This window comes from Leifsonia sp. 22587, assembly GCF_052044215.1.
Lineage (GTDB): Bacteria > Actinomycetota > Actinomycetes > Actinomycetales > Microbacteriaceae > Leifsonia > Leifsonia shinshuensis_C.
Map to the genome: position 1 here is coordinate 674106 of NZ_JBQENB010000002.1, position 25930 is coordinate 700035.

23 protein-coding genes are annotated in these 25930 nt (G+C 70.6%); 3 read left to right on the forward strand and 20 right to left on the reverse strand.

Annotated elements, in window-relative coordinates; genetic code table 11:
• Positions 1 to 72 precede the first annotated feature (72 nt).
• From ACTJI1_RS11230 to ACTJI1_RS11270, 9 genes are all read right to left on the reverse strand, one after another.
• Positions 73 to 1644, reverse strand: coding sequence for a GMC oxidoreductase (locus ACTJI1_RS11230; protein ID WP_440742688.1), 1572 nt, complete (start codon positions 1642 to 1644; stop codon positions 73 to 75).
• Complete coding sequence (locus ACTJI1_RS11235; protein ID WP_440742689.1) at positions 1641 to 2435, reverse strand: TIM barrel protein; 795 nt, start codon at positions 2433 to 2435, stop codon at positions 1641 to 1643. The genes ACTJI1_RS11230 and ACTJI1_RS11235 overlap by 4 nt, the downstream gene beginning before the upstream one ends.
• Positions 2436 to 2447: 12 nt before the next feature.
• Entirely contained in the window at positions 2448 to 2819 is a 372-nt protein-coding gene (locus ACTJI1_RS11240) for a nuclear transport factor 2 family protein (RefSeq protein ID WP_440742690.1), read from the reverse strand.
• Positions 2816 to 5446, reverse strand: coding sequence for a glycosylhydrolase-like jelly roll fold domain-containing protein (locus ACTJI1_RS11245; protein WP_440742691.1), 2631 nt, complete (start codon positions 5444 to 5446; stop codon positions 2816 to 2818). The genes ACTJI1_RS11240 and ACTJI1_RS11245 overlap by 4 nt, the downstream gene beginning before the upstream one ends.
• Positions 5443 to 7608 (reverse strand): glycoside hydrolase family 3 N-terminal domain-containing protein, encoded by a 2166-nt coding sequence (locus ACTJI1_RS11250; protein WP_440742692.1) that lies wholly within the window; start codon positions 7606 to 7608, stop codon positions 5443 to 5445. The genes ACTJI1_RS11245 and ACTJI1_RS11250 overlap by 4 nt, the downstream gene beginning before the upstream one ends.
• On the reverse strand, positions 7605 to 9125 hold the full coding sequence (locus ACTJI1_RS11255; protein ID WP_440742693.1) for a family 43 glycosylhydrolase: 1521 nt from the start codon (positions 9123 to 9125) through the stop codon (positions 7605 to 7607). The genes ACTJI1_RS11250 and ACTJI1_RS11255 overlap by 4 nt, the downstream gene beginning before the upstream one ends.
• A 5-nt stretch (positions 9126 to 9130) precedes the next feature.
• Positions 9131 to 9973: a carbohydrate ABC transporter permease gene (locus tag ACTJI1_RS11260; RefSeq protein ID WP_440742694.1), complete on the reverse strand. Its 843-nt coding sequence runs from the start codon at positions 9971 to 9973 to the stop codon at positions 9131 to 9133.
• A gap of 3 nt (positions 9974 to 9976) precedes the next feature.
• A complete protein-coding gene (locus ACTJI1_RS11265; protein WP_440742695.1) occupies positions 9977 to 10897 on the reverse strand; it encodes a carbohydrate ABC transporter permease in 921 nt (306 codons plus the stop codon).
• A gap of 93 nt (positions 10898 to 10990) precedes the next feature.
• On the reverse strand, positions 10991 to 12280 hold the full coding sequence (locus ACTJI1_RS11270) for an ABC transporter substrate-binding protein (protein WP_440742696.1): 1290 nt from the start codon (positions 12278 to 12280) through the stop codon (positions 10991 to 10993).
• 197 nt (positions 12281 to 12477) lie between these two features.
• Between ACTJI1_RS11270 and ACTJI1_RS11275 the strand changes: the two genes are divergently transcribed.
• Entirely contained in the window at positions 12478 to 13425 is a 948-nt protein-coding gene (locus tag ACTJI1_RS11275) for a LysR family transcriptional regulator (RefSeq protein ID WP_440742697.1), read from the forward strand.
• A 24-nt stretch (positions 13426 to 13449) separates the two neighbouring features.
• On the opposite strand, the gene ACTJI1_RS11280 is transcribed toward ACTJI1_RS11275, so the two are convergent.
• The 8 genes from ACTJI1_RS11280 to ACTJI1_RS11315 form a co-directional block, all read right to left on the reverse strand.
• On the reverse strand, positions 13450 to 14367 hold the full coding sequence (locus ACTJI1_RS11280) for an alpha/beta hydrolase (protein WP_440742698.1): 918 nt from the start codon (positions 14365 to 14367) through the stop codon (positions 13450 to 13452).
• Positions 14368 to 14377: 10 nt separating this feature from the next.
• Complete coding sequence (locus tag ACTJI1_RS11285; protein WP_440742699.1) at positions 14378 to 15859, reverse strand: C-glycoside deglycosidase beta subunit domain-containing protein; 1482 nt, start codon at positions 15857 to 15859, stop codon at positions 14378 to 14380.
• A 2-nt stretch (positions 15860 to 15861) separates the two neighbouring features.
• A complete protein-coding gene (locus tag ACTJI1_RS11290; protein ID WP_440742700.1) occupies positions 15862 to 16797 on the reverse strand; it encodes a sugar phosphate isomerase/epimerase family protein in 936 nt (311 codons plus the stop codon).
• The gene (locus ACTJI1_RS11295) at positions 16794 to 17195 is read right to left on the reverse strand and encodes a C-glycoside deglycosidase beta subunit domain-containing protein (RefSeq protein WP_440742701.1); all 402 of its coding nucleotides are present in this window, start codon (positions 17193 to 17195) and stop codon (positions 16794 to 16796) included. The genes ACTJI1_RS11290 and ACTJI1_RS11295 overlap by 4 nt, the downstream gene beginning before the upstream one ends.
• A gap of 27 nt (positions 17196 to 17222) precedes the next feature.
• A complete protein-coding gene (locus ACTJI1_RS11300) occupies positions 17223 to 18830 on the reverse strand; it encodes a GMC oxidoreductase (RefSeq protein WP_440742702.1) in 1608 nt (535 codons plus the stop codon).
• 22 nt (positions 18831 to 18852) lie between these two features.
• A complete protein-coding gene (locus ACTJI1_RS11305) occupies positions 18853 to 20346 on the reverse strand; it encodes an MFS transporter (RefSeq protein WP_440742703.1) in 1494 nt (497 codons plus the stop codon).
• A 167-nt stretch (positions 20347 to 20513) separates the two neighbouring features.
• A complete protein-coding gene (locus tag ACTJI1_RS11310; RefSeq protein ID WP_440742704.1) occupies positions 20514 to 21272 on the reverse strand; it encodes an SDR family NAD(P)-dependent oxidoreductase in 759 nt (252 codons plus the stop codon).
• Positions 21269 to 22009, reverse strand: a complete 741-nt coding sequence (locus ACTJI1_RS11315; RefSeq protein WP_440742705.1) for a hypothetical protein — start codon at positions 22007 to 22009, stop codon at positions 21269 to 21271. Before ACTJI1_RS11315 ends, ACTJI1_RS11310 begins: the two co-directional genes overlap by 4 nt.
• Before the next feature lie 52 nt (positions 22010 to 22061).
• Between ACTJI1_RS11315 and ACTJI1_RS11320 the strand changes: the two genes are divergently transcribed.
• Entirely contained in the window at positions 22062 to 22544 is a 483-nt protein-coding gene (locus ACTJI1_RS11320; protein WP_440742706.1) for a MarR family winged helix-turn-helix transcriptional regulator, read from the forward strand.
• Here ACTJI1_RS11320 and ACTJI1_RS11325 read toward each other — a convergent pair.
• Positions 22529 to 23029 (reverse strand): MarR family winged helix-turn-helix transcriptional regulator, encoded by a 501-nt coding sequence (locus ACTJI1_RS11325; RefSeq protein WP_440742707.1) that lies wholly within the window; start codon positions 23027 to 23029, stop codon positions 22529 to 22531. The genes ACTJI1_RS11320 and ACTJI1_RS11325 overlap by 16 nt on opposite strands.
• Before the next feature lie 55 nt (positions 23030 to 23084).
• Here ACTJI1_RS11325 and ACTJI1_RS11330 point away from each other — a divergent pair, with 55 nt between their 5' ends.
• On the forward strand, positions 23085 to 23819 hold the full coding sequence (locus tag ACTJI1_RS11330) for an NAD(P)-dependent oxidoreductase (RefSeq protein WP_440742708.1): 735 nt from the start codon (positions 23085 to 23087) through the stop codon (positions 23817 to 23819).
• Here ACTJI1_RS11330 and ACTJI1_RS11335 read toward each other — a convergent pair.
• Positions 23807 to 25057: a low temperature requirement protein A gene (locus ACTJI1_RS11335; protein WP_440742709.1), complete on the reverse strand. Its 1251-nt coding sequence runs from the start codon at positions 25055 to 25057 to the stop codon at positions 23807 to 23809. The genes ACTJI1_RS11330 and ACTJI1_RS11335 overlap by 13 nt on opposite strands.
• Before the next feature lie 96 nt (positions 25058 to 25153).
• Positions 25154 to 25837, reverse strand: a complete 684-nt coding sequence (locus ACTJI1_RS11340; RefSeq protein WP_440742710.1) for an SDR family NAD(P)-dependent oxidoreductase — start codon at positions 25835 to 25837, stop codon at positions 25154 to 25156.
• Between the last annotated feature and the right edge of the window lie 93 nt (positions 25838 to 25930).

The following is a 25930-nucleotide window of genomic DNA, read 5'->3' on the forward strand; positions in this document are numbered from 1 at the left end:
CCTCCTTGACTTTATCCGTGTTTCTACACACTAATGTCGTTTTTGTGCGTAAGGCAAGAGCGCCGAGCTGATTCATGTGGCTGCGAGCTCCCGCGCGATACGGCGAGCGCCTTTCACCGCCAGCGCGACCGACGTCAGCGTGGGGTTGCACGCCGTCGCCGTCGGGATGACGCCGTTGCCTGCGACGAAAAGTCCCGGCGCCTCCCACACCTCGCTGTCGGGGCTGCACACGCTGCGGCCGTCATCCGCCTCCCCCATCCGCACGCTGCCCTGGTAGTGGAGGGAGGCGCCCAGCGGCATGGTGAACGGCCGGTCGCCGATGGGATCGCCGACCGCCTTCGCCAGCTCCACGATCTCCGCCTCCGCCCGCTCCATCACGGCGCGGTCGCGGTCGGTGAGCGTGTAGTGGATGCTGAGCGCCGGCATCCCGTACCAGTCGAGCTCGTCGTCGCTGAAGGCCACGCGGTCGTCCCACTGGAGGTCCTTGGCGCAGAACAGCCCGAGCCCGACGATGGAGCCCGGCACCACCGGGTCGTCGTCGGCGAGCGGGATCGGCGACGCGTCGAGCTGCATCACCTGGCCGTGGAACGGCATCTCGTCGGTGTAGGGCACCCAGCTGACGCCGCTGCGCTCGCTGATCGCCCCGTCGATGATCTCGTCCGTCCCGACCTCGCCGGAGGGCCCGCCCGACGATCCGCCCCGGGGCGACTCGTCCGCCGCCACCTTCTCGGCGTCGCGGATGCGCGTGGCGTAGACGACCTGCGTCTGGTCGTTGAGCATGCGGCCGAGGGCGGCAGGGCGGATCCCGCTGGCCCACAGCACCTGCGGCGTTCGCAACGCGTCGGCGGCGACCACCACGAAGCGAGCGCGCACGGTGTGGAGCTCGCCGGTGCGGCGGTCCCGCACCTCGACACCGGCGGCCCGGCCGCCCTCCAGCAGGACGCGCGTGACGAGCGACTCGTCGTACAGAGTGAAGTTCTCGTTGGCCCGGGTCACCTCCCCGAACACCACATCGGAGCCCGACCAGACCAGCCGGCCGTCGTCGCGGCGGTGCACCGCGAGCGGCATCCGCTGCACGCGCCGGTCGGCAGGGCGCCCGTCATCGACCGCGGCGGCGAGCCGCTCGCGCACCAGCGCGGTGAACGGGGCGCCGTCGAACGCGTCGGTCGTGACGCTCAGCAGCCGGTCGCCCTCGTCGAGGAGGGCGTCGAGGTCGGGCAGGAAGGCGATGCGCTCGCTGTCGCCGGGGCGCGGGCAGGCGCCCGTCCAGTGCGCGCCCATCCCGCCGACGTTGCTGGAGAACGCGGCGACGGGCATGCCGTCCTCCCCCGGCGCCTGGTAGCCCTCCTCGAGCAGGTAGGTGCCCGGACGCCCGCGGCGCTGACCGGAGGTGACCGCGCCCGGGGAGCTCACGGTCTCGGCGCCGGCCCCTGGACCCTCGGAGCGTTCCTGCGCCGCGGCGCGGGCGGCGGGGTCCTCGATGTTCTTCACGTGCGCGCCCGGCGGGTCGGAGACCGTCGGGCCGACCTCGAACAGCGCGATGGTCGCGCCCGGCGCCTCCTCGCTCAGGATGCGCGCGTACGCGGCGCCCGTGGGGCCGCTGCCGACGATGGCGACGTCGACCGCGCCGGGATAGCGGCTCATGCGGCCGCCGCCAGTTCGCGGATGAGGGCGACGGAGGCCGCCGACTCCTGGGTCGGGTAGTACTCGAGCCCGATCGGCCCGTCGTACCCGGAGGCGCGGAGGATGCCGAGGCGCTCCGCCCAGTCGAGGTCGCCCGAGCCCGGCTCGCCGCGGCCCGGGGCATCCGCCAGTTGCACGTAGGCGATGAGGTCGCCCGCGTTGGCGAGCTCCGCCGCCATGTCCTCGCCCTCGACGGCCGAGTGGTAGATGTCGTAGAGCACGCCGAAGAACGGTGAGCCGACCCCGCGCGCCACGTAGACGGCCTCCGACGTGCGGTCGAGCAGCGAGCCGGGATGGTCGACGCGGATGTTGACCGGCTCCAGCGCGAGCGTGATACCCGACCCGTCGATCTGCGCGACGGCCTTCTGGTAGATCTCGATCAGCTTGTCGAGCTGCACCTGGCGCTTCCAGCCCCCGAACCCCGTACCGCTGCCGACGACGATGCGCGGGCAGCCGAGGTCCTGTGCGATCGCGACGCCCTGGTCGAGCTTGCGGTAGAACTCCGAGTGGTCCCACGGCGGGATCATGAACTGGGTGCGCGGCTCCGAGAGCTGGGCGGTCAGTCTGGTGCCGGTCTCCTCGAGCGCGGCCTTGAGCGCGGGGAGGTCTTTCGGCGTCGCGGGGGCGTCGACTCCGGTCGGCCCCCACATCTCCACCGCGCCGAAGCCTGCCGCGGCGGCGGCGCGCACGCGGTCGTGGTAGTCGCCGGCCTCCGTGAAGAGCAGTTCGATGTTGGGTGCGAGCTCGTACATGGGTTCTCCTGTTCAGAACATGGGATGGTCGTGGGCGGCATGCACGGGGACCTGCTGCAGCACGTCCCAGTGCTCGACGATCCGGCCGCCTTCGAATCGGTAGATGTCCGCGACCGCGGCGTCGGGGGCGCCGGGTCGCGAAGCCTTCACGTGCACCATCGCCAGGTCGCCGTCGACGAGGATGCGCTGGATCTCGAAGCGCGCCTCCGGGCTGCCGTCGAACTTCGGCGTGAGCGCCTCGACTGCGGCCGCCGGGCCGTCCACGATGCCCGGATTGTGCTGGCGGTAGTCGTCGGAGACGAGGAACGCGAAGGCGTCGGCGACGCGCTTCCGCGTGTAGAAGAGGTCGCAGAAGCGCTCGAACGCGGCGCGGTCGGCGCTCATACGGCACTTCTCCTCGTCACCGTCGCGAGCGTCACGGGGCCGAGGAGCCCGCTCGGCTCCTGCTGCGCGAACGCGGAGAAGAAGTCGGGCTGCGCCTTGGCCAGTGTGTTGGTCACGTCGATCTCGATCGTGTTGGTGCCGCGGAGCACGCCCTCCGGCACGTCGAAGCGGTAGGGCGGCGCGATCCGGGTGCCGAGGTCGACACCGTTGAGGCGCACGCTGGCGAGCTCGAACACGTCACCGAGGTCGAGGACGTGGTCGGCCGCGGCGTCTCCGGTGTCGAATGACGCCGTGTACCGCGCCGTGCCGCTGAACCGCGGCAGGAGGTCGGGGTCGCTCAGCGGCCGGAGCCCGTCGAGCTCGCTCCACTCCACGTACGTCGACTCCCCCGCCACCGCCGTGGCGACCGCCCACCTCGGCGCGAGCTCGACCGCGTCGCCGCGCTCGGCCGCCGGCCCGACCGGCAGACCGTCCCAGGCCGACGGCGAGCCGACGAGCAGCACAAGCGACTGACCGGGCTCCAGCTCGAGGCCGATGGAGGTCGACCGGCCGTCGCTCACGGCCGGGGTCTCTGCAAGGGTGCCGGTGGCCGCGTCGAAGGCGACGGCGTCGCCCGGGCGCGGGACGGTCGCCGTCGTGCGCACGGCCTCCCGAACGGACTCGTTCACCAGCATGATCACGTCGGCGTCGCCGAGGTCGCGGCGCAGCACGCGCACCGACGGCGCCGGGTGGGCGAGCCGCACAGCTCGGTCGGTCATGCCGGAGACGGCCTCCACGAGACGCTTCTGCGAGACCTGCCGGAACCGCAGCCTCAGCGCGTTCGCATCGACGCGGTCGCCGCCCGCGACCTCCGGGACCGAGCCGACGAAGACCACGGGAACCCCCGCGTCGTCGAGGCGCAGAAGCTCGCGCGCGACGTGCGACGGAAGGTAGGCGCTGCCCGGAACGATCAGAGCGTCGTACGTCTCGCCGCCGAGCGAGAGCGTCGAACCGTCCACACCGGCCGCGGGGAGGGCGTCGGCAGGGACGATGTCGGCATCGAGCTGGGCCTCCATCAGCAGCCTCAGCGGCCGCTCGCTGGGCATCGCGTCACCGAGCCACTCCGCGTCCGCGTGGTACAGCACCGCGAACGGCGCGACATGCACGCCACCCTGGAGCAGGTGGCTCAGCCGGTTCGTGTAGGCGCTCAGCAGGTGCTGGTACGGATACTGCGGGTTGTTGCCGCGCGCGTAGAAGTGTGGAGGGCAGTCCGGGTCGGGGAACGGCGCCGGTGAGAACGCGTGCGGCACGATGTGCGTGACTCCGCGCACCAGGAGGTGGTTCGTCAGCCAGGTGAACAGCCGCAGCCCGGCATACCAGCCGTACGCGCCGATGGTCTCGCACATCGCCCTGCCGTGCTTGAGCGGGTCGAGGTGCGCGGCCGACGAGGCGAGCTTGGTGAGTCCGAAGTGGAAGAACTCGCCGTCGGCGGCGCCGCCGAGGTTGCCGAACGGCCCGCGGGAGAACCCGGGGACGACCTGGCCGCCGATGATGTCGATCCCGGCCATGTCCTGGCCGGCCATCGCCCGGAAGTAGTGCCCTATGCCGGGGCCCAGCCGCGCGTGCGATCCGTTGTCCTCGATGACGTGACCGATGTACTCGACGCCGTGCGCGCGGCACCAGTCGCCGAGCCGCCGGCCGAAGTTCTCGGAGTACAGCCGCGAGACCGTGTCCATGTAGGCGTAGCGCACCTCGCGCTCGCGTCCGGCTGCCGGCATCCACAGCAAGGGGAGCAGCGTGGCGGCGTCGCGCCCGAGCCGGTCGGACAGCCGGGCGGCGACCTCGTCGTTCCACGGCAGCGGCACCGGCTTGCCCAGGCGCGACTCGAAGTCGAAGGTGTCCGGGTCGTTGTAGAAGCCGGGCTCGTCGCTGAAGAATCCCCCGATCGTGCGGCCGAACTCGTCGCCGTACCGCTCGTGGATGCGCTCGTAGACCGTGTCGAGGAGCAGCTGCGTGGAATCCGCGTTCAGATAGTCGATGTGGTGCGCGTGGCGCTCGCTGCCCCCGCTGCCGGACACGGAGAGGAAGAAGACGCGCCACCAGCCGTCCGGGATGTCCCAGTGCAGCGTGCCGTCGACGATCCGGTCTGTGAGGTCGACCGGGTCGCCGAGGAGCTCGTCGGAGTCCTCGGCGCGCTGGAACGCCAGCACGCGGACCAGCTCGCCCGGCTCCTCCGAGGCCTCCGGCCCCCAGAACTTCCGCCGGTCGACGATGAAGGAGGCTCCGCGCGCCGGACCGACGGCGTCCGTGTGCCGCTCGGTGAGGAACCGTCGGCGCAGCCCGGCAGGGGCGGTCTCCACCGCGCCGCCGGCGTGACCGGTCGGGAAGGTGTCGTCGTCGAAGAACCACACCGTCATCCCGCGGCGCCGGGCGATCTCGAGCACGGCGTCCACGTCGCGCCACCAGCCGTCGCCGAGGAACTCCGGGTGCGGCCGCGCCTCCAGGATGACCGCGCCGATCCCGGCGTCGGCGATGCGCTCCATCTCCTCGCGCACGACCTCGACCGGCCCGCCCTTCTGCCAGAACAGCGGCATGATCGCGTTCGGTACGGTGCCCGTCACGACGTCGCGGAGCCGTTCGAGAGTCATGCCGCCTCCTCCAGACGCACGATGAGCCGCTGCTCCGTGGTGCCGTCGCTGATGATGAGAGTGAAGTCTCCGGGCTCGAGCACACGGTGCGCACCGTCGGCCCAGAAGCGGAGGTCGTCGGCCTCGATCCGGAAGGCGACCGTGACCGACTCGCCGGGCTCGAGGGTGACGCGGGTGAAGCCGCGCAGGCGCCGCACGGGCTGCGTCACGGACGCGACCTCGTCCGTGACGAACAGCATGACGACGTCGTCGCCCGTGCGGTCGCCGGTGTTCGTGACGCGCACGGTGACGTCGATGCCGGCCTCGGCCTCCGCGAGGCTGACGACATGCCGCGACGCCTCGAACCCGTCGAGAGCGAACGTCGTATAGGCGAGCCCGTGACCGAAGTCGAAGCGCGGGCCGAGCGGGAGGTCGAGGAACTTCGACGTGTAATAGTCGTCGGTGTTGTTCGGACCGGTGAACTCGGCGAGCGTCGCGGCCAGCAGCGCTCCCCCGGTCCGCGGTGGCCGGCCGGTGAGCTCGTGGTCGTAGTGGATCGGCACCTGGCCGACCGCGCGCGGGAATGTCATCGGAACACGGCCTCCCGGGCTCACCCGCCCCGACAGGGTCCTGGCGATCGCGGCCGGCGCCTCCGAGCCGAGGTGCCACACGCAGAGGGTGGCGTCGACGCGCTCGATCCAGTCCTCCACGACCAGGGGCCGGCCGGTCACCAGAACGACGACGACGCGCGCACCGGCGTCGGCGAGTGCGTGGATGAGGCGCCGTTGCGCCTCCGGGAGGGTGATGTCCGCCCGCGAGCTCGCCTCACCGGAGATCCGGCTCGGTTCGCCCACCGCGAGGACGACCAGGTCGGCGTCCGCGGCACGCCCGACCGCCTGCGCGATGGCGGCGTCGGTCGCCTCGAAGAACCCGCATCCGTCGACGACCTCCCAGTCCACGTGCGGGAGTTCGGTCGCGAGCGCATCCGCCAACGACTCGGTCACCGGCGAGGCGAAGTGCTGCACCCAGGTGCCGAGGTGGTCGAGACTGCGCGCGTACGGACCCGCGAGCAGAACACGTCCTGAGGCGGGAGCCGGCAGCGCGCCGTCGTTCGTCAGCAGCACCGTGCACCGTTCCGCCGCCTGGCGTGCGAGCTCGCGGTATCGCTCGGTGGCCGAGGTGGAGGCGGTGGAGGCGTCCACGTACGGCCGCTCGAACAGGCCGAGCCGCTCCTTGAGACGGAGGACCCGGCGCACCGCGTCGTCGACCCGGGCGACCGGAAGCTCGTCCGGCGAGACGAACGCCACTCCGTCCGCATCCACCAGGAGCGATCCGCCCATCACGATGTCGACACCGGCGCCGATCGCGGCGGCCACGGCGGCACGCTCGTCGGCCACGACGCGGTGGTTCTCGAGCTGTGCGACCCCGTCCGCGTCGCCCACCACCACGCCGTCGAAGCCCCACTCCTCCTTGAGCACCCCGGTCAGCAGGGTGCGGTTGGCGTGCATCGGGGTGCCGTTCAGCGCGTTGAACGCGGCCATCACCGTCGCGGCTCCGGCCTCGACGCCGGCCCGGAACGTCTCGAGGTAGGTCTCGCGGAGACGGCGGTCGGAGACATCCGTGGTGTTGTAGTCGCGGCCCGCCTCCGCGGCGCCGTAGGCGACGAAATGCTTGAGGCAGGCGGCGAGCGCGTCGCCCGTGTCGAGGGCGCGGCCTTGATAGCCGGCCACCTTCGCGACGGTGAGGACCGACGACAGGTACGGGTCCTCGCCGAAGCCCTCGACCACCCGTCCCCACCGCGGGTCGCGGGTGACATCGGCCATCGGCGAGAACGTCCAGTTGACGCCGGCCGAGCGCGCCTCCGTCGCCGACACGCGTGCGTCGAGCTCGGCGACGGCCGGGTCGAAGGCGGCCGCCTGGGCGAGCGGCGTCGGGAAGATCGTGAACTGCCCGTGGATCACGTCGAGCCCGACGAGAAGAGGGATGCCCAGCTCGGTCTCCTCGACGGCGATCCGCTGGGCGGCATTCGCCTCCTCCGCGCTCGGCGGCCAGAAGGTGGCGCCGATGCCGCGGCGGATGAGTTCTTCCCGCTCGGTCGCGGAGGGCCTCCACACGATCTGCAGCTGCAGGAGCTTCTGCTCCCAGGTCATGCGTGCGATGAGGGAGTCGATGTCGACAGTCATCGGGACGCCTCCGTCCCGATCGGCCGGTAGCGGAACCTGCGGAACACGACGTCGCCGTCCCCGGTCGCGAACAGCGCGGGACGCAGGCTCTTCAGGTCGTTCATCGTCGCCGAGTGCGCGCCGGAGGTGTCGTACCGGACGCCGTGACGCGTCCACTCCTCCCCCGGTCGCCGGTGCCAGCCGGTCACGATGTGGTGGTCGTTCCTCAGGCGCAGTTCGATGATGTCGCCGGGCTCGGCCGGCTCGCGCCAGTGCGTGCGGATGCCGCCCGCGTAGCTCTGCATCGCGGAGCCGTCCCATCCCATCCCGAAGAACATCCGGTCGTCGAAGTAGAGGAGCAGGCCGCCCGTCCCGCCGCCGCGCACCTCGAGTTCCACCTCGACCTCGTAGGCGTCGTCCATCGACCAGGTCGTGAGCGGCGAGGAGTCGGCCGGGGACGTGCCCGTGCCGCGCAGCGTGAGCCCGTCGCCGAAGCCCGCCCGGGCCGATTCGTCGGGCCCTGGGTTGTCGAAGACCCAGCGCTCGCCCCAGGCCGGTGCGGCGAAGTCGTCGGAGGGCGCGGGGACGGCGACGGGCTCGGTCGGAGACGCAGCTGCCGGTTTGACCAGCGGCGCGCCGACATCGTCGGCCGAGGCCACCGGCCAGCCGTCCTCCGTCCACTCGATCGGCTCCAGCAGCGCCTGGCGCCCCAGCGTGCGGTACCCGTTGGCATAGCCGTGCGACACCATCCACCACGACCCGTCCGGTGCGTCGAGGATCGTCGCGTGCCCGCGCGACCACCAGGCCTCGTCGGCCGACCAGGTGCGCGCGATCGGGTTGCCCGGCGCGTTCTCCCACGGTCCGTGCACCGACCGGGACCGCGCGACGATGACCATGTGGCCGGTCGCCGGACCTCCCGTGCCGCCCACGGCGCTGACGAGATAGAACCACTCGCCGCGCCGGAACAGCTTCGGCCCCTCCAGCGCGTACGCCTCGGTGACCCACTCGTCGGGATAGCGCCAGCCGTCGTAGACCTGCTCGAGCGGTGTCACCGCGCGGAGGCCGTCCGGGCTCAGCCGGCAGCGCCGGATGCCGCTGACGAACAGGTAGCGCTCGCCGTCCTCCCCCATCACGTGACCGGGATCGATGGCGCCCGCGACGCCCGTGTACACCGGCTCGCTCCACGGCCCCTCGGGGCTGTCGGCGTGGATCACCCAGATCTGCGGCTCGCGGATCGCCTCCGACCATGCGCTCGGGATGAACGGGATGTAGAGGTAGAACCGGCCGTCGTGCTCGACGAAGTCGGGCGCGAACACCGTGCTCGGCGGCTTCTGCAGCGCGCAGGTCACGAACGTCCAGTTGACCAGGTCCGGCGAGCGCCAGATCGTCAGCCCCGGCGACGCGTCGAACGACGAGGAGGTGAGGTAGTACAGGTCGCCCACCCGAAGCACCGCCGGATCGGGGCGGTCGCCCGGCAGCACGGGATTGCGGAAGGTCCCGTTCCCCAGGTCGGGGGCGGAACGGGCGGCGGACTCCATGCGGATCAGCCCTTGAGCCCGCCGGCGTAGCCCTGGATGAACTTCTTCTGCGCGAAGGCGTAGAACGCCAGGATCGGGATCATCGAGACGATGACGACCGAGAAGATCAGGTTCCACTGCGAGACCAGCGAGCCGACGTAGCTGTACATGACGACGGGGAGGGTCTGCCACGACGTGCCGTTCAGGAAGATCAGCGAGGTGAAGAAGTCGTTCCAGACGATCAGGCCGGCGAGGATCGCCACGGTGCCGGTCGCCGGGGACATCAGCGGGAGCACGACCCTCCAGAACACCTGGTACCGGTTGGCGCCGTCGATGATCGCGGCCTCCTCGTACTCCGGGGTCAGGTTGCGGAAGAAGTTCGCGTAGAGGAACACGGACAGCGGCATGAGCATCCCGGTGTAGATCAGGATCATGCCCCAGGGGTTGCCGACCAGGCCCACTTCCCGGGCGCCGATGTACAGCGGCAGCGTCCCCAGCTGCGTCGGCAGGATGATGGCGACGAGGAACAGGTAGAACGAGCGCCGGCTCCATTTGCTGGTCGACCGCGCGATGCCGTAGGCGGCGACCGAGCCGAGCAGGACCAGCAGGACGATGCTGCCCGTCGTGATGATGAGGCTCGAGGCGAGACCCGCCCAGATGTTGCCGGACGAGCTGGAGGCCGGCGAGAGCAGCGTGACGAAGTTGTCGAACGTCGGACTGGTGGGCGGAGCGATCGCTGCCGAGCTCAGGATGTCCGGGAGCGTCTTCAACGACCCGACCAGCAGGATCCAGAACGGCAGCAGCAGGATCGCCGCCGCGATGAGCACGATGATCTCGATGGCGAGGGTCTTCTTCGTGTACCGGAACATGGCTCACGCCTCCTTGGCCGAGCGGTCGCGCGTCGCATACTGCTGCGCGATGGAGAAGAGCAGGATCAGGAGGCTGAGCACGAGCGCCAGGGCGGCTCCGAATCCGAACTGCTGGTAGGTGAACGCCTGCTGGTAGACCTCCAGCGCGAGCGTCTGGGTGGCGCCGGCCGGGCCTCCGCCCGTCAGTGCGACCACCTGGTCGAACACCCGCAGGCCCTGGATGAGCGTCAGCGTCGTGGCGATCGCGACCGACGGCTGGATCATCGGCAGGACGACGAGGCGGAAGCGGCTGAACGGGCCGGCTCCGTCCAGCGCTGCGGCCTCCTCCATCTCGATCGGCACGGTGGCCAGACCGGCCAGGTAGATGACCATGACGAAGCCGATGTTCTGCCAGATCATGACGACGAGCACGCACCAGATCGCGAGCCCCGGGTCGGCGAGCCAGTTCTGCTTCGGCAGGCCGACGCCCGCCAGCGCCTGGTTGAGCGGACCGTTGTAGTCGAAGATGAACTTCCAGATGTACGAGACGGCGATCGGGCTGACGACCACCGGCATGAAGATCAGCGTGCGGAGGACGTAGCGCGACTTCAACGTGCGGTTGAGCGCCAGGGCGAAGAGCAGCCCGAGGACGTTGGTGAAGATCAGGAAGCCGAAGGCGAGGATCAGCGTGTTCCACAGCGACCCGATGAGCTCGGGCGTCTGGAAGATCTTGACGAAGTTCTGAAGGCCGACGAAGTCGAAGGCGCCGAGGCCCGACCAGTTGGTGAAGGCGAAGAACCCGCCCGCGATGGTGGTGACGTAGATGACGATCAGCATCAGCACCAGTGCGGGGAGCGCCCACCACCAGCTGCCGAGCCGCACCTGGTACGCCTTCTTCTTCGGCGTGCGGCGCGGTACCTGCACCTGCGTCTCGAGCTTCGTCATTCTCCGCGCCTCTGACTGCGTCGTCATCGATTCGTTCCTTTCAACCGGGTCGGGCGGCCGGCCCTCGTCGGACCGGCCGCCCGGGTCACCGGATCAACCCCAGTCGGAGTCCATCTGAGCGAGGACCTGCTTGACGGTCATCTGACCGGTGAGGATGCCCTGCACGCCGTTGCCGAGGTCGGTGTAGATCTTGGCGTTCGGCCACTCGGTCGGTGCGTAGCCTCGCGTGTCGTTCTTGGCGATCTCGTCCTGGATGGCGGCGTACTGGGGCAGCACGGCCGACTTGGCGTTGACGTTCACGGGGATCGTGCCGATGAGCTTGGAGTACTCCTCCTGGCCCTTGTCCGAGATGATGTAGCTCAGGAAGTCCGTCGCGAGCTTCGGGCTCTTGGTCTTGGCGCTCGCCGTGACGCCCTGGTCGGCGCTCAGCGACAGGTAGGTCTTGGTGCCGTCCGGAGCACCGACCGGCAGCGCGATCAGCTTCACGTGGCCGCCCGCCGCCTGCATGATCTGCTGCGCCGCGCCGCTCGGAGCGAAGAAGCCGAGGATCTTGCCCGAGGAGGCGCCGTTGGTCAGAGCGTCGAATCCGGCGCTCGTCGCGCCGTCCTGGAAGCAGCCGGCGTCGTACATCTTCTTGACCGACTCGAGGGCGGTCGTCCAGCCCTTCGTGCCGGCGAAGGTGACCTTGTTCTGCGCGCGCTTCTGGTTCCAGTCCTTGTCGGGGCCGTAGACGGTCGACGTGGCGATGGCGACCGCGAGGATGCCGTTGTTCTGGAAGGTGGATCCGGCGAGTCCGTAGATGGTCTTGCCGGCGTCGCGTGCCTTGCCGCACTGGGCGATGATGTCGTCCAGGCTGGTCGTCGGGTCGATCTTCACGCCGATCGACTGAGCGAGCTCGTCGTTGTAGATGACGCCGTTCAGCTGGGTGCCGAGCGGTACGCCGTAGATCTTGCCGTTGTACGTGTACAGGCTCTTGGCCGAATCGGGCATGTTCGACTTGATCGAGGCATCGTCCAGCGGGAGGACGAGTCCGGACTTCGCCCACGGGAGGATCGACTGGGCCTGGCCCGTGCCGCCCTCGGCGTAGAACGTGTCGGGGGCGTTGCCGCCCTGGACCCGGGTCGCGATCGTCGTGCCGTAGCTCTGTGTGGGCAGGTTCTGCGTGGTGACGGTGACGCCCTTGTTCTCGGCCTCGAACGACTTGGCGAGGCTCGTGTACGCGGCCTTGTCCTGGTCGTTCGTCGCACCGAATGCGAACGTGATGGTCTGGGGCTCCTTGCCGGTGGACCCGCTGCTGGAGCAGCCGGCCAGCAGAAGGCCCGCGACAGCAGGGATGGCGAGCCAGGCGAGCCGAGCGGTGCGGCTCCTGCGTGAGTGCTTCATCGGATTGACCTCTTCTAAGACTTCGTTGTCGATGAGGGCGGCGGCTGTGTCGTCGGCCCTCTGGGGGCGATTTCGAGTTTCGCAGCGCCAAAGCAGATAAACAACGGTACTTCTGCTTATCCCAGACATAAGCTGGGTCGATACGCCGCTCGTTATAGTGAGAACGCCTGACCCTCGTCGGAAAGGATCACACCGTCGTGACCGACTATCCGCTGATGTCCCGCCTCGATCTGAACCTGCTGATCGCGCTGGACGCCCTGCTCACCGAGCGCAGCGTGACGCGCGCCGCCGAGCGGCTCCGCCTGAGCCAGCCGGCGCTGAGCGCGTCGCTGTCACGGCTGCGCATCCACTTCGGGGATCCGATCCTCGCCCGCCGCGGCAACACCTACGAGCTGACGCCCCTCGCCCTCCGGCTCGCGGATCACACCACGATCGCGCTGGAGGCCGCGCGCCGGGTGTTCGAGAGCCAGGCCGAGTGGGATCCGTCGGAGTCCGCACGCCAGTTCTCGATCTTCGGGTCCGACTACGGCTTCACCACCATCGGGCGCGTGGTGTCGGAGCTGGCCGCCGCTCAGGCGCCCGGCGTGCACTTCCGGTTCATGCTGCACAACCCGACGGTGGTCGAGGATGCGACGAACCGGCTCCGTTCGGTGGACGGCATGGTCATCCCGCACGGCTTCCTCACCGAGCTCCCGTTCACCGACCTCTGGCAGGACGACTGGGTGGCGATCGTCGCCGAGACCAACGACGAGGTCGGCGACGCGCTGTCGCGCGAGGAGATGTCGAAGCTGCCCTGGGTGATGAACTACCAGTCGCGCTCGGCGTTCACCTCGGCGGAACGCCAGGTGCAGCAGCTGGGCATCGAGCCGAACGTGGAGGTCGTGGTGGAGAGCTTCCTCGCCATCCCCCACTTCATCGCGGGCACGCGCCGGATCGGGATCATCCACCGCGCCCTCGTGCCGCTCGCCCGTCAGGCGTGCGCCGTGCGGGTGGTCGGGCTGCCGTTCGAGCCGACGCGGATCGTCAACGCGCTGTGGTGGCATCCCGTGCACACGCACGATCCCGAGCACACCTGGATGCGGTCGCTGTTCGAGGAGGCCGGCCGCATCGTGGCCGCGGGCGAGCACACCGCGCTTCAGACCTGACCGCGCTTCAGACCTGACCGCGCCTCAGATCCGGCGCGCTCCGGCCCAGTCCGCGATCGCCTGGAGGGTGCGCAGCGCAGCGGGATCGGCGGGCTCGTCGATGTGACCGTGGCCCGCGCCCGGCTCGAGATGGAGGACGACGTCGCGCCCTGCCGTCGCCAACCGCTGCGCGAACACCTCGCCGGACGGCCGGAGTCCGTCCCGCTCGCACACGACCACCAGCGTCGGCGGGAACCCGCCGACCGAACCCAGTCCGGGGAAGGCGTACGGATCGTGCAGCGCACGCTCCGAGCCCGCGAAGTTGAGCGAGAGCCGCGTGAACGGCGCATCCGGCGCCGGGGCCCCGCCGGGATGCGCGCCGTCGGGATGCAGCGCCGGGTACACCAGGACGAGCCCGGCGGGCAGGCGCTCCCCCGCATCCCGCAGGCGGGCCACGACGCCCGCGGTCAGAGTGCCTCCCGCGCTGGCGCCGCCGAGCAGCAGGTCGCCGGGCCCGACGCCGAACAGCTCGGCGCTGCCTGCCCGCGCGAACCTCCACGCGGCGGCCACGTCATCCGACGGCGCCGGGAAGTGCACGTCGCCGAGGCATTTCACGTAGTCGACCGCGAGCACGGGGATGCCGCGCGCCGCCAGCTCCAGCGCCACCCAGTTCGACTCCGGCATGTCGAGGTGGCCGCCGATGAAGGCGCCGCCGTGCACCCAGACCAGCGCCGTGCCGGTCGGCGGAACGGTGTCGTCGTGGTACAGGCGGGCAGGCCGGCGCCCGCTCGGCGCATCCACCACCAGGTCGCGGGTACGGACGTGCGCGAGCCGCGGGAACCGCCGCCGCAGCGACGCCGTGTCGATGTCCGGCCGCGGGTCCGCCGGCTCCCCGTTCTCCCGGAGCCAGGCGATCGCCTCGGGCAGCGGGAGCGAACGGAAGTCCGGGCGCGTGTCGGTCACGGTGCGCGCCTCAGCGCCCGGCGGGCTGCAGGGCGCGCATGCTCGCCCGGATGAGGTCGTGCTGTCTGCGCACGAGCAGCAGCGGATCCACCTCGCCGAGTTCGGCGAAGGCATGCCCCTCCCACTCGCTCGACCAGTAGCCGCGATAGCCGCCCTCGACGAAGACCTTCACGAGCTCCGGGTAGTCGATCGCCGGCTCCTGGCCGCGCTCGTCGATGTCGTAGAACTTCGCGTGCACGTGGAGGATCTGCGGCATGATGTCCGCCCACTCGTGCACGTCGACGTGGCCGTGCATGTTGAAGGCGAGGTGGGCGAAGGCGCCAAGGCGCCCCGGGTCGAAGCCGCGGCCGTTCAGGTAGCCGATGAACTCCTCCTGCCGGGCCCGCATCGGCGCGTCCGTCGCCCAGATCTGCTGCAGGCGCTCCACCGCCTCGTCGTCGAGCCCCGCCCGGCGCACCGCGCGCAGCAGCGTCGGCGACATGCTGTGCATGGTGGAGGAGAAGTCGGCGACGAAGCCGAGCAGCGGAGAGTCCAACTCGGCGTAGACGTCGCGCACCTTCACGATCTCGGGCGAGTTCGGCCCCAGCGGCGCGTGGATCTCGTAGGCGAGCTTGAGGTCGAGCTCCTCGGCGACGAGGAGCAGGCGGCGCAGCAGCTCGGGCTTCGCCGACTGGATGCGCACCAGCGGGAACCCGAGCTTCTTCGCGCCGCGGAACAGCAGCTCGCTGACCTCGAACTCCTCGTCCGGGGTCATGTCGCGGTCGCGGCGCTTGCCCATGTCGAGGTTGGCCCCGAACGAGCTGGCGTCGAAGCCGTGCCGGTCGAACGCGGCGCGCCAGGTGGCGACGAACTCGTCGGACACCACCGGGTAGGTCGGCAGCATCTGCGACGCCACGATCTCGATGCCGGGACCGATGCCAAGCTCCGCGACCCGGTCGAGCAGCCCGTCGAAGTCGTACCAGCCGGCGCGGAACTCCGCACTCGCCGAGTAGAGCGTCAGCCCGAGCTGGAACGGGTCGGCGTCGGTCGCCGGCGGAACCGGCGGGACGTCCGAGACCAGCGCGGGCGGCCGGGCGTCCCGGTCGGTCGCGGTGAGAGTCATCCGCTGGTGCACGATGTTCGGCACGTAGAGGCCGGGACCGCCGTCGGCCCCTGGCGCGATCTGCATGTACGGCAGCCGCAGCTCTCCGTGGATCTCCACGTCGCGCGTCTCGCCGAGATCGACCGGGCGCTCGCGCCGCACGATCAGCGACGGGTGCGACTGCAGGTACCAGAGCTTCTCGCTCTGCTGCGGGAGCTCGGCGATGGCGTAGCGCACGCCGTCCAGCTCGAAGGACAGGTCCTCTTCGGGCACCTCGGCGCCATCGACGGTGAGGCGGATGGTGGAGACCGACGACAGCCAGAGGCTGCGGTACCAGGGGATGGTGAGCGAGAGGGCGAAGCCGTCGGGGTGGAGGCGCAGGCTCGCCTCGTCGATGAGTCCGTTGGGCATGGTCAGTTCCTGTCTGCGTGCGCCGGGCGGCCGGTGACGGCGCGCTCGGCGGCGATGGTGCGGATGAGAGCGTGCTGGCGGCGCAACTGGTCGGGGGCGCGGTACGGCTCGTGGTGCCCCTCGTATTCGCTCGACAGCCAGCCGGTGTACCCGGAGTCGACGACGACGTCGATGATCTCCCGCCACGGGATGTACGCGTCGACCAGGTCGTCGTCCACCTCGTAGAACTTGGCCTGGAAGTACACCGTGTGCGGCATCACGTCGGCGAGATCCGAGACCGGCACGAACGGCACCTCCGGCGGCCGGGCGGAGCCGTCGCCCATGCGGAAGGACGCGCTCCCGCCGCGCCGGGGATACGGCGACAGCTCGAAGACGCCGGTGTCGATCAGGAGGCCGAAGTGCTCCGAGCCGGTGCGCTCCTTGAACTCCAGGTACTCCTCGACGACCGGGGACTTGATGACGGTCGGCCAGTGGATCTCGGGGCAGATCACGATGTCGAGGTCGGCGGCCAGCTGGAGGTTGCGCTCCACGGCCTCCTGCCAGATCGGGTCGACGCGCAGGTCTTCCGAGATGACGCCGATCTTGGGCCGGAGGAACGAGAACCCGAGCGTGGACGCGAGCCGCAGGTCGAGGGCGAGCTGCTCGGCGCCTTCGTCGGCCGTCATGCTCCGGCCCGGGAACCGCCGGGTGTCGAGCCACGAGCCGTAGAGCGTCGGGGTCAGCCCGAGCCGCTCCGTGCGCGCATGCCACGCGTCGATCCACTCGGTCGAGGGATTCGGGTAGTCGCGGATGTGCCCCTCACCGAGGATCTCGAGGCCGGTCGCACCGAGGTCGGCGACGTCGGCGATGCACTCCTCGACCGTCATCGTGACGCCGATGTCGTCCGTGTACGAGTACAGCGAGACGCCGAGGCCGAAGGGGAGGTCGTCCGTGGTCATTTGACGATCACCGCTTTCCGCGACGCGGTCCAGATCGACGGCTGGAGCTCCTCCGGGATGTACGACATCCGCAGCCGCAGCTCCAGGGTGACGTCGTGGATGCCGCGGGCGAGACCCCCGTCGCGCGGCACGGTCAGCGTTGCGGCCTCGCCCAGCGGCCAGCGCGCCTCCGTCGAGCTCTGGAGCTCGTCGAACGTGAACTCGCCGGCGGGCAGCGTCCACCGGATCGAGTCGCCGTCGAAGCGCTCCCCGTCGACGGTCACGGTCGGCTTCTCGATGAGGTTCGCCCAGAGGCCGCGGTAGTACGGGCTGCGCACGCGCAGCTGGAAGCCGGTCGGGGCGTCCTCGGGTCCGACGTTGCGGAAGCCCGCCGTCTGTATCAGTTGTTCTTCGAGCATCCGATCCTCCTTGGTCCGGGTGGTGGCTCAGCGGGTGACGTCGGCGGTCGCGGCGGTGGCGGCGCTCAGCCGGCGGGCGGCCTCGCGTGCACCCCGCACCGCGATGGCGACGCTCATCAGGGTGGGGTTCATGGTCGTCGCGGTCGGGATGAGCGCGTTGCCGCCGACCACGAGGTTCTCGTAGCCCCACACGCGCGAGTACGGGTCGGCGACGGAGGTGCCGTCGTCCTCCGCCCCGGTGCGCATGGTGCCCTGGTAGTGCAGGCTGGAGCCGTTCGGCAGCAGGCGCGGTTCCGCGACGAACGTGCCCAGGGCACCCCCCGCCCGGCGCAGCCGTTCCGTGGCCTCGTCGATCTCCGCTTGCTCGCTGTCGGTGAGGGCGTAGGCGATGGTCATGTTCGGGAAGCCGCGGTAGTCCGGCTCGTCGTCGTCGAAGGTCACCGCGTCCTCGAAGCGGGGCCGCTTGCGCATCCCGTAGCCCATGTTGACGTAGCCCCAGCGGTTGCCCGCGGCCGGGTGGTCCGGGTCGAGCTGGAACGGCGGCCTCTCGGCGTACATCACCTGCAGCGAGAAGGGGTGCCCGGGCTCGGAGAAAGGGATGCGGTTCACGGCGGCGACCGGGTCGGCCGGGTTCGTCGCGCGGCGGGCGAGCTCGCGGTCCAGCTCGTCCTCCGTCGTGAAGCGGCTCATGCTGTCGCCGTCGAGTGCGACGGTCGAGATGACGACCGGGTGCTCGGTGAGGTAGTGCCCGAGCGCCTTCGGGCGGATGCCGGACGCCCACAGAAGCTGCGGCGAACGGAACGCGTCGGCGGCGACGACGACCAGGTCGGCATCCACCGAGTACACCTCGTGGCTGCGGAGGTCCTCGACGGTGACGCCGGTCACCCGGCCGTCCGTGTGGTCGACCCGGCGCACCAGCGAGAGGTCGCGCAGCTCGAAGCGGTCGGCGAGGTCGCCCTCCGGGTCGAGCAGCGGGCCGAGCACCACGTCCGCACCGGCCCAGCGCATCGTGCCGTCGGGCTGCGGGTCGCCGGCGACGGGCAGCGTGCTGGGTCCGTAGCCCTCCGGGAGCTCGCCGGCGAACTCCTCGGCGAGCAGGGACCGGATCGCCGAACCGATCTCCGAGTCGGCGAACGCGGACGTCTGCACGTGCAGCAGGCGGGAGGCCTCCACCACCAGCTCCTCCCACTCGGCGTCGGCGATGAACGGGATGCGCTCGCTGAACGCCGGGCTGGGCGTCGCGCAGGTCCAGTGGGCGCCCATCCCACCGACGTTCGTCGAGGCGGCCGCCGCCGGGAACGTCGGTGCGTGCGCCGATCCCCCGCCGCCGAAGTCGAGCAGGTGCGTGCCTCCGCGGGCGGTGAACATCCCCTCGACCACCACGGACGACGGGATGCCGAGCGACTCGCGGAAGGCTCCGGCCTGCGGGCCCTGCGACCGCTCCCGCGCTCGCTCCTTCTCGTCCGGGTCGGGGATGTTGCGCACGTTCTCGCCGGCGATCGCGGTGAGCTGCGGCCCCGCCTCGAACATGACGACGCGCGCATCCGGCAGCGCGTCGAGGAGCAGCCGCGCGTAGGCGGATCCGATGGGACCGCTTCCGACGACGGCGACGGTCGGGCTCGGAGTCGTGGTCATGGTGTTCTCCTGGAGGTTGGTGTCAGGCGGCGATGGACTCGGTGGCGGCGTCGCGCAGCGGGCCGGGGTCGTCGGACAGCCGGCTGTTCGGCAGCAGGATCGAGGCGACCACACCGACGACGTAGGTCGCGGCGAGCGCGACGAAGATGGGGACGAAGATGCCCTGGTAGACCTGGGCGATCTCCTGCTGCACCTCCGGCGACTGCGCGTGCACCGCAGCGGGCGTCAGTGTCGCCGGGTCGAGCCCGCCGGGCGCCAGCGCGACGACGCCCGCGCCGATGATCCCACCGATCAGCGCGGTGGCGACGGTCGCGCCGACCTGGCGGACCAGGTTGACGCTGGCGGTGATCGAGCCCGTCTCGGTGCGCGGGACGGCGCTCTGCACGACCGCGACGATCAGGCTCATGAAGGCGCCCGTCCCCAGTCCGACGACGGCCATCGCGATCGTCGGCGCCCAGAGCGGCGCGCCCACCGGGAGCAGGGCCATCGCACCGAGGCCGACGGCGCCGAGCGTGGTGCCCACGAGCGGATAGACGCGATAATGCCCGGTGCGGCTCACCAGCCACCCGGTGGCCAGATTGCTGACGAGCATCCCGAACACCGTCGCGATCGGGACGAGCCCCGACACGGTCGCGGTCGTGCGATACGCCATCTGGAAGTAGGTGGGCAGGTACGACGTGATCGAGAACAGTCCGATGCCGACGATGGCCGAGATGGCGGTGCCGGTGGCGACCGTGCGGTCGCGGAAGTGGGCGAGCGAGACGAGCGGCTCCGCCACCCGCAGCTCGATGACGAAGAAGGCCGCCAACGCCACGACGGCGACCGCGAACGCGACGACGGTCGCGACCGTCTGCGAGCGGTCGCCGATTCCGGTCACGGCGAGCACCAGCGCGACCAGACCGACGGTGAGGGCGACGGCGCCGGCGAGATCGAACCTCCCCGACCGGCCCGGCTGGATGTGCGGCACGGCGATGATCGCGAGGACGAACGCCACGATCCCGACCGGGGCGTTGATCCAGAAGACCCACGGCCAGCCCCAGTAGTCGGTGATGATGCCGCCGAGCACCGGTCCGATCAGGATCGCGACCGGGAACGCCGCGCCGATGATCGACAGGTACTTGGGACGCTGCCGTGGGGTCGTGGTCTCGGCGATGATCGTCTGCGACATGAGCTGGAGGCCGGCCGAGCTCATCCCCTGGACCACGCGGGCGACGATCAGCCAGACGATGCCGTTCGCGAACCCGCACGCGACGGACGACAGGATGAACACGGCGACGGAGGCGAGGAAGACCGCGCGCGGCCCGATCCGGTCGCCGAGCTTTCCGAGCACCGGCAGCAGCGCGGTGCTCGCGAGCGTGTAGCCGACGACGATCCAGCTCATGTGCTCGAGCGCGCCGAGCTGCCCGGCGACGGTCGCGATCGCGGTGCTGACGACGGTGTTGTCGAGCGCTCCGAGGAACGACACGACGAGGAGGGAGATGACGAGGAGGCGGAACCTCAGTGGCGAGAGCTGCATACGCGGGCCCCGAACGATCGGGGGATCGACGCGACGGTTTGTGCCCTCGCCGCGACGTCACGGTGAGGAACGGGCGCAGGGCCCCGACGTCTCGGTCAGTCTACGACACACTTAGGTCTATTTTCAACCTAAGGGGTCAAGTGGCTGCAACCGCCCTCGAGCGCGCCTCAGCGCAGCACCGAGCCGCCCGCCACGTCGAGGGTCACCCCCGAGATCCATCCCGACTGATCGCTCGCGAGGAACAGGCACGCGGCGGCGACATCCTCCGGGGTGCCGAGCCGGCGGATCGGGTGCGCGTCGATCATCCGCTCCTGCATCTCCGCGGGGATCCGCTGCCGGTTCCGTTCGGTCAGGATCGTCTCGGGGGCGACGCAGTTCACGCGGATCCCGCTCGGCCCCGCCTCGGCCGCCAGCCACTGGGTGAGGAGCTCCACGCCCGCCTTGGCCGCCGCGTAAGCGACCGGTGACTGCGGGGTCGGACGTCGCGCGGCGGCGGAGGAGATCGTGATGATCGAGCCGTGTCCGCGCTGCTTCATCACCGGGAGCACGGCGGCGATGGTGGCGAAGGTCGCGGTGAGGTTCGCATCCACGGCGCCCCGCCACTCCTCGATGCTCATGGCTTCGAGCGGGCCGGGGCGAACGGGATTGCCACCCGCGTTGACGACCAGGATGTCGATGGGCCCGAGCGCCGACTCGATCGTGTCCACCATCCCCTCGAGGTCTGCCGCGGACGTGACATCGCCGAGGACGACGGTCGCGCGCCCCCCGGCGGCGGTGATGCGCTCCTGTACCGCCTGCGCCGCGCGCTCGTCCCTGCCGTGTACCGCGACGGCCGCCCCGGCCTGCGCGAACGCCACCGCGATCGCCTCGCCGATCCCGCGAGAGCTGCCGGTGACCCAGGCCACCCGCCCGTCCAGGCGGTTCACCGCCCGACCTCCGACGCGCTCGGCGCCGTGCCGGCACGGGTCCCGCGCCGCGGCACATCGTGACGGTCGCGGGGCAGCAGGAAGCCGACCACCGACAGCCACGCGAGCCCGAGGAACCGGCAGACCGGCAACAGGAGCGCCAGCTGCGGGATGAGGAGGGCGAAGAACGAGAGCTCGCTGAGACCGGCCAGGATGAGTCCGGCCCACGCCAGCCACCTCGGGGCGAGCCCGAGGATGAGCGCGGGCACGGCGATCCCGGCGATCAGCAGCCCCAGACCGCCGACGAAGCCGACGCCGCCGAGCGCGTAGACGACGTAGTCGAGGGTGTGCAGGAGCGCGGGTGGGCGACCGGCGACCGGCTGGCCGAGCGCCCAGGCCAGGAGCCCGGAGATCGAGAGAAGGATGGATGCGGCGATCCCGCCGACGAGGGCGATCGTGGGCCCGGGAACCCGGATGCCGAGGCGCTGCATCCGTGCATAGACGGTCGCCGCGTAGATGCCCAGCGGAACGGACGCGGCGAACACGAGGAAGCCGGCGACCGAAGCGGCCGCGGGGTGCTGCACGAAGTACCCGCTGACGGCGGCCGTCGATCCGAGGGGCGACGGGAAGGAGGTTCCCGAAGCCAGCAGCGGCGGCACGAGGACGGACGCGATCGTCAGCGCGAGGCTGACGACGGCGAGCACGCCGGCGTTCGGCCCATCCGGTCGGCGCCGTCGGGAAGTCGTTGTCTCGGTCATGCTCAAATGCTTCACCATGTGAATCATTAAGTCAATGCTCTATTCTGATCCCATGACCCCGGCGAGACGCCCCGCGCGCATCGGATTCCTCCTCACCCAGCTGGGCTCGCTGGCCGCCGAGAGCTTCGCCGTGCGCGCACGGGAGCTCGGCATCACCCCGCCGGAAGCCGGCGCGATGCGCATCCTGGGCCGCGGTGCGGACATGAACCAGCGCGAGCTCGCGGAGAAGCTCGGCGTGGCCCAGAGCCGGGTGGTAGCGCTGGTGGACTCGCTCGAAGCGGCCGGGCTGATCACTCGCGAGCGCAGCACGACCGACCGGCGCAACTTCGTGCTGCACGTCACCGCCCCGGGGCGCGAACTGCTCACCAGACTGAGGAGCGCCGCCGAAGCGCAGGAGGAGGAGCTGACGGAAGGCCTGAGCGCGGACGATCGCGACCGCCTGTACAAACTTCTCCTCCGGCTCGGGGATGCTCGCGGGCTCGACCGGGACGTCCACCCGGGCTACCGCGGAGGCTCCGCTCAGACCGATCGCTGAGACGCGCCCTCCGAGTCGGCTCCCCGCAGGTCGGCAGCGGCCGCCGCTCCCGCGGCTCGCACTCTCTCCAGGAAACCGGCGATCACATCCAGCTCGTCGGCGGAGAAGTCCGCGCAGATCTCGTCGAAGCGCGAGTTCATGCCCGCGTAGAGCGCGAAGACTTCGGCGTTCCGGTCGGGCAGCACGCGCACGACCACGGCGCGCCGATCCTGGGGATCCCGTTCGCGCGCGATCCATCCCCCGCTCTCCAAGCGGTCCAGGATGCCCGTCAACGTCGCGGGGTGGAGTTCCGCCAGCTTGGAGAGCGCTCCAGGACTCAGCGGCCCGTGGATGGAGATGAGGTCCAGGCAGTCGAAGTCGGCATCCTTCACGCCGGCCCGCGCGGCGACGTGGTGATTGAGCACCGAGAGCTGGACCCGGACATCCCGGACCGCGCCGCGCAGCACGTCCGTGCGTTCGGCAGGACTATTTGTTACGAGATTCATATGATATCGTCCTCATACAATCGGTTGTCTGAAGCATACCGGAAGGACTGCCGCAATGAGGATCGTCGTATTCGGGGCGAACGGGCCGACCGGCCGCTTGCTCGTGAGCCAGTCCCTGCAGGCGGGCCACACGGTCACCGCCGTGACCCGTCGGCCGGACGCGTTTCCCCGGTTCGGCGCCGCACTGCGGGTGGTGGCCGCCGACGTCCATGACGTGGATGCCGTGAGCACGGCCGTCGCTGGGCACGATGCCGTGCTTTCCAGTCTCGGGGTCCCGTACAGCCGCGGGCCGGTCACGGTCTACTCGGAGGGCGCCGCCCACATCCTCTCAGCCATGGAGCGTCACGCGGTCCGGAGGCTGGTCTGCGTGAGCGCGAGCCTGGTCGAGCCGCAGCTGGGACCCCACGGCGGGTTCCTGGTCGACAAGGTCGCCGGACCGCTCGTCCGGTACTTCGGCCGGACGGTGTACGCCGACATGGCGCGGATGGAGGCGCTCGTCCGGGCCTCCGATACGGAGTGGACCATCATGCGCCCGAGCGGCCTGTTCGAGACGGCGCAGGTGACGGAGTACCGAACGGCGGAGGACTACCTGAACGCGTCGTTCACCTCCCGAGCGGACCTCGCCGAGGCCATGCGGAGGCAGCTCGACTCCGACGAGTTCGTGCGGAAGGTCTGCGCCGTCGGCACGTTCGACGAGAAGCCCAGCCTGCTCCGGCTGCTCCTGCGCGAGGGTTCGAGCCGGCGTGGCCTTTCGATGCCCGATCATTCGGCAGACTCTCACGCGAGCTGACGCGCCAGCGCCGCCGCCTGGTGCCGGTGCCCCACCGTCTCGTACCCGACGACGACGACCGCGGGAGACAGGGCGATCAGGATGAGGCTCACCCCGATCGGAGCCCCCGCCGCCGCCAGCCACACCGCTGCGACGAGCGCAGCGACGGTGCCCAGGAAGAGTCCGAGGTGGAACGGATCCCCTTCGTGCACGAGATACGTGTACAGCAGGAACAGGACCACCGAGAACACGAGCACCGGAACCGCCGCGCTCGCCACGGCGCCGGCCACCCCGAGCTCACCGACCCCCTCGATCTCGTACGCGACGACGTGCAGCCCGGCTCCGGTCGCCGCGATCGAGGCGAAGAGCAGGATGTGGCTGTACCCCCAGGCCACCGCCCGACGGCGGTGGCGGCGGAGGATCTCCGACGACGGGATGATGAAGTACGTCCACCAGAGCCCGAACGTCAGCCCGACGCCGGCCAGGGCGACCAGTGCGGCCTGGACGCTCCACCCCTGCTTCTCGACCAGCGCGGCGACCGACGTGACCGTCCCGAACAGCACCTCGCCGAGCGCGATGATGGTGAGCAGACCGTAGCGTTCGGCGATGTGGCCGGCGTTCCAGGGCGTCCCGCCGAGCCGCACCTCGGCGAGGACCGGTCCGCCCAGCTCGATCACGTACAGCAGCGGCGCGATCAGCAGCACCGTCTCGAAACTCGGCCGCGCGAGCGCCAGCAGCACCCAGCCGACCTGGGCCGTCGTCACCGACGCCGCGTAGACGAGGGCGACGCGGCGCCGGGGCGGGTCCTGCGCGGCAGCCCGGAGCCACTGGGCCACCAGCGCGATGCGCATCACGACGTAGCCCGCCACGAGCACACCGACCGCGAACCCCTCCCCCGCGTCGACCGACGCGAACAGCTCGGGCAGCCCGAGCGCCAGCACGACCACGCCGACCATCTGCACCATCGTCGTCACGCGATAGAACCAGTCGTCGGTGTCGTAGGCCGACGCGAACCACGAGAAGTTGATCCAGGCCCAGCAGATCGCGAACATCGCGAACGAGAAGGCGCCGATCCCCGGCCAGACGTGCCCCTCGGCGAGCAGGTGCGCGAGCTGGTCGCCCGCTTGACCGAACGCGATCACGAAGGTCAGATCGAACAGGAGCTCCAGCGGTGTCGCCGCGCGGTGGGACTCGCCGGGGTCCCGCCCCGTCATGCGCAGCATCCGGTGACCGAGGTCGTCTCGCGTGCTCTCGGACATTGCGCCTCCCGGATGGACGCCCGGCCCCCGCAGCCGGGTGGCCCTATTCTGCGCCGCGGCCCCGCCGCCGGCCAACGGTTCCGACCTGACCCGTGCTCAGTACTCGATGCGCCCCGACCGGTTGTGGAACTCGCCGGTCGGCCCGTCCGGACCGATCGTGGCCAGCATCACCGTGGCATCCGTCCCTTCCTGGATGGTCTGGTGTCCGCTGTACCCGTTGAACTCCGTGGCGGTGTAGCCCGGGTCGCTGGCGTTCACGCGGAACCCGGGCAGGCTCTTCGCGTACTGCACCGTCAGCGCGATGACCGCCGCTTTTGCCGCGGCGTAGGGGATGCCCAGCACCGCGTACTCGTCGTGCCCCGGCGTGGACAGCCATCGCGGCCAGCCGACGCCCGAGGCGACGTTCACGATGACCGGCGCCGCCGAGCGGCGGAGCAGGGGCAGGCACGCCTGGGTGACGCGGATGAGCCCGACCACATTCGTGTCGAGGGTCTGCTGCATCGACTCGGCGTCCAGGTCGTCCACCCCGCCACGCGACGGACCGAGCACGCCCGCGTTGTTGACGAGCACGTCCAGCTCGGGCAGGGAGGCGACCGCCGCATCCACACTGCCCTGGTCGGTCACGTCGAGGGCGACGGGGATGGCGCCTAGCGATCGCGCCGCCTCCCCGCTCGCGGTGTCGCGCATCCCGGCGTAGACGGTGTGTCCGGCCTCGATGAGTCGGCGGGCGGTCTCGAGGCCGAGGCCGCGGTTGGATCCTGTGATCAGTGTCGTCGTCATGCTCCGATCCTCCGCGCCCGCCGAGAGGATGCCCAGGCACCGCTCGTCGGGGGTACCGGCAGTACCAGGATGGCGCGGGCGCCCGGACGTACG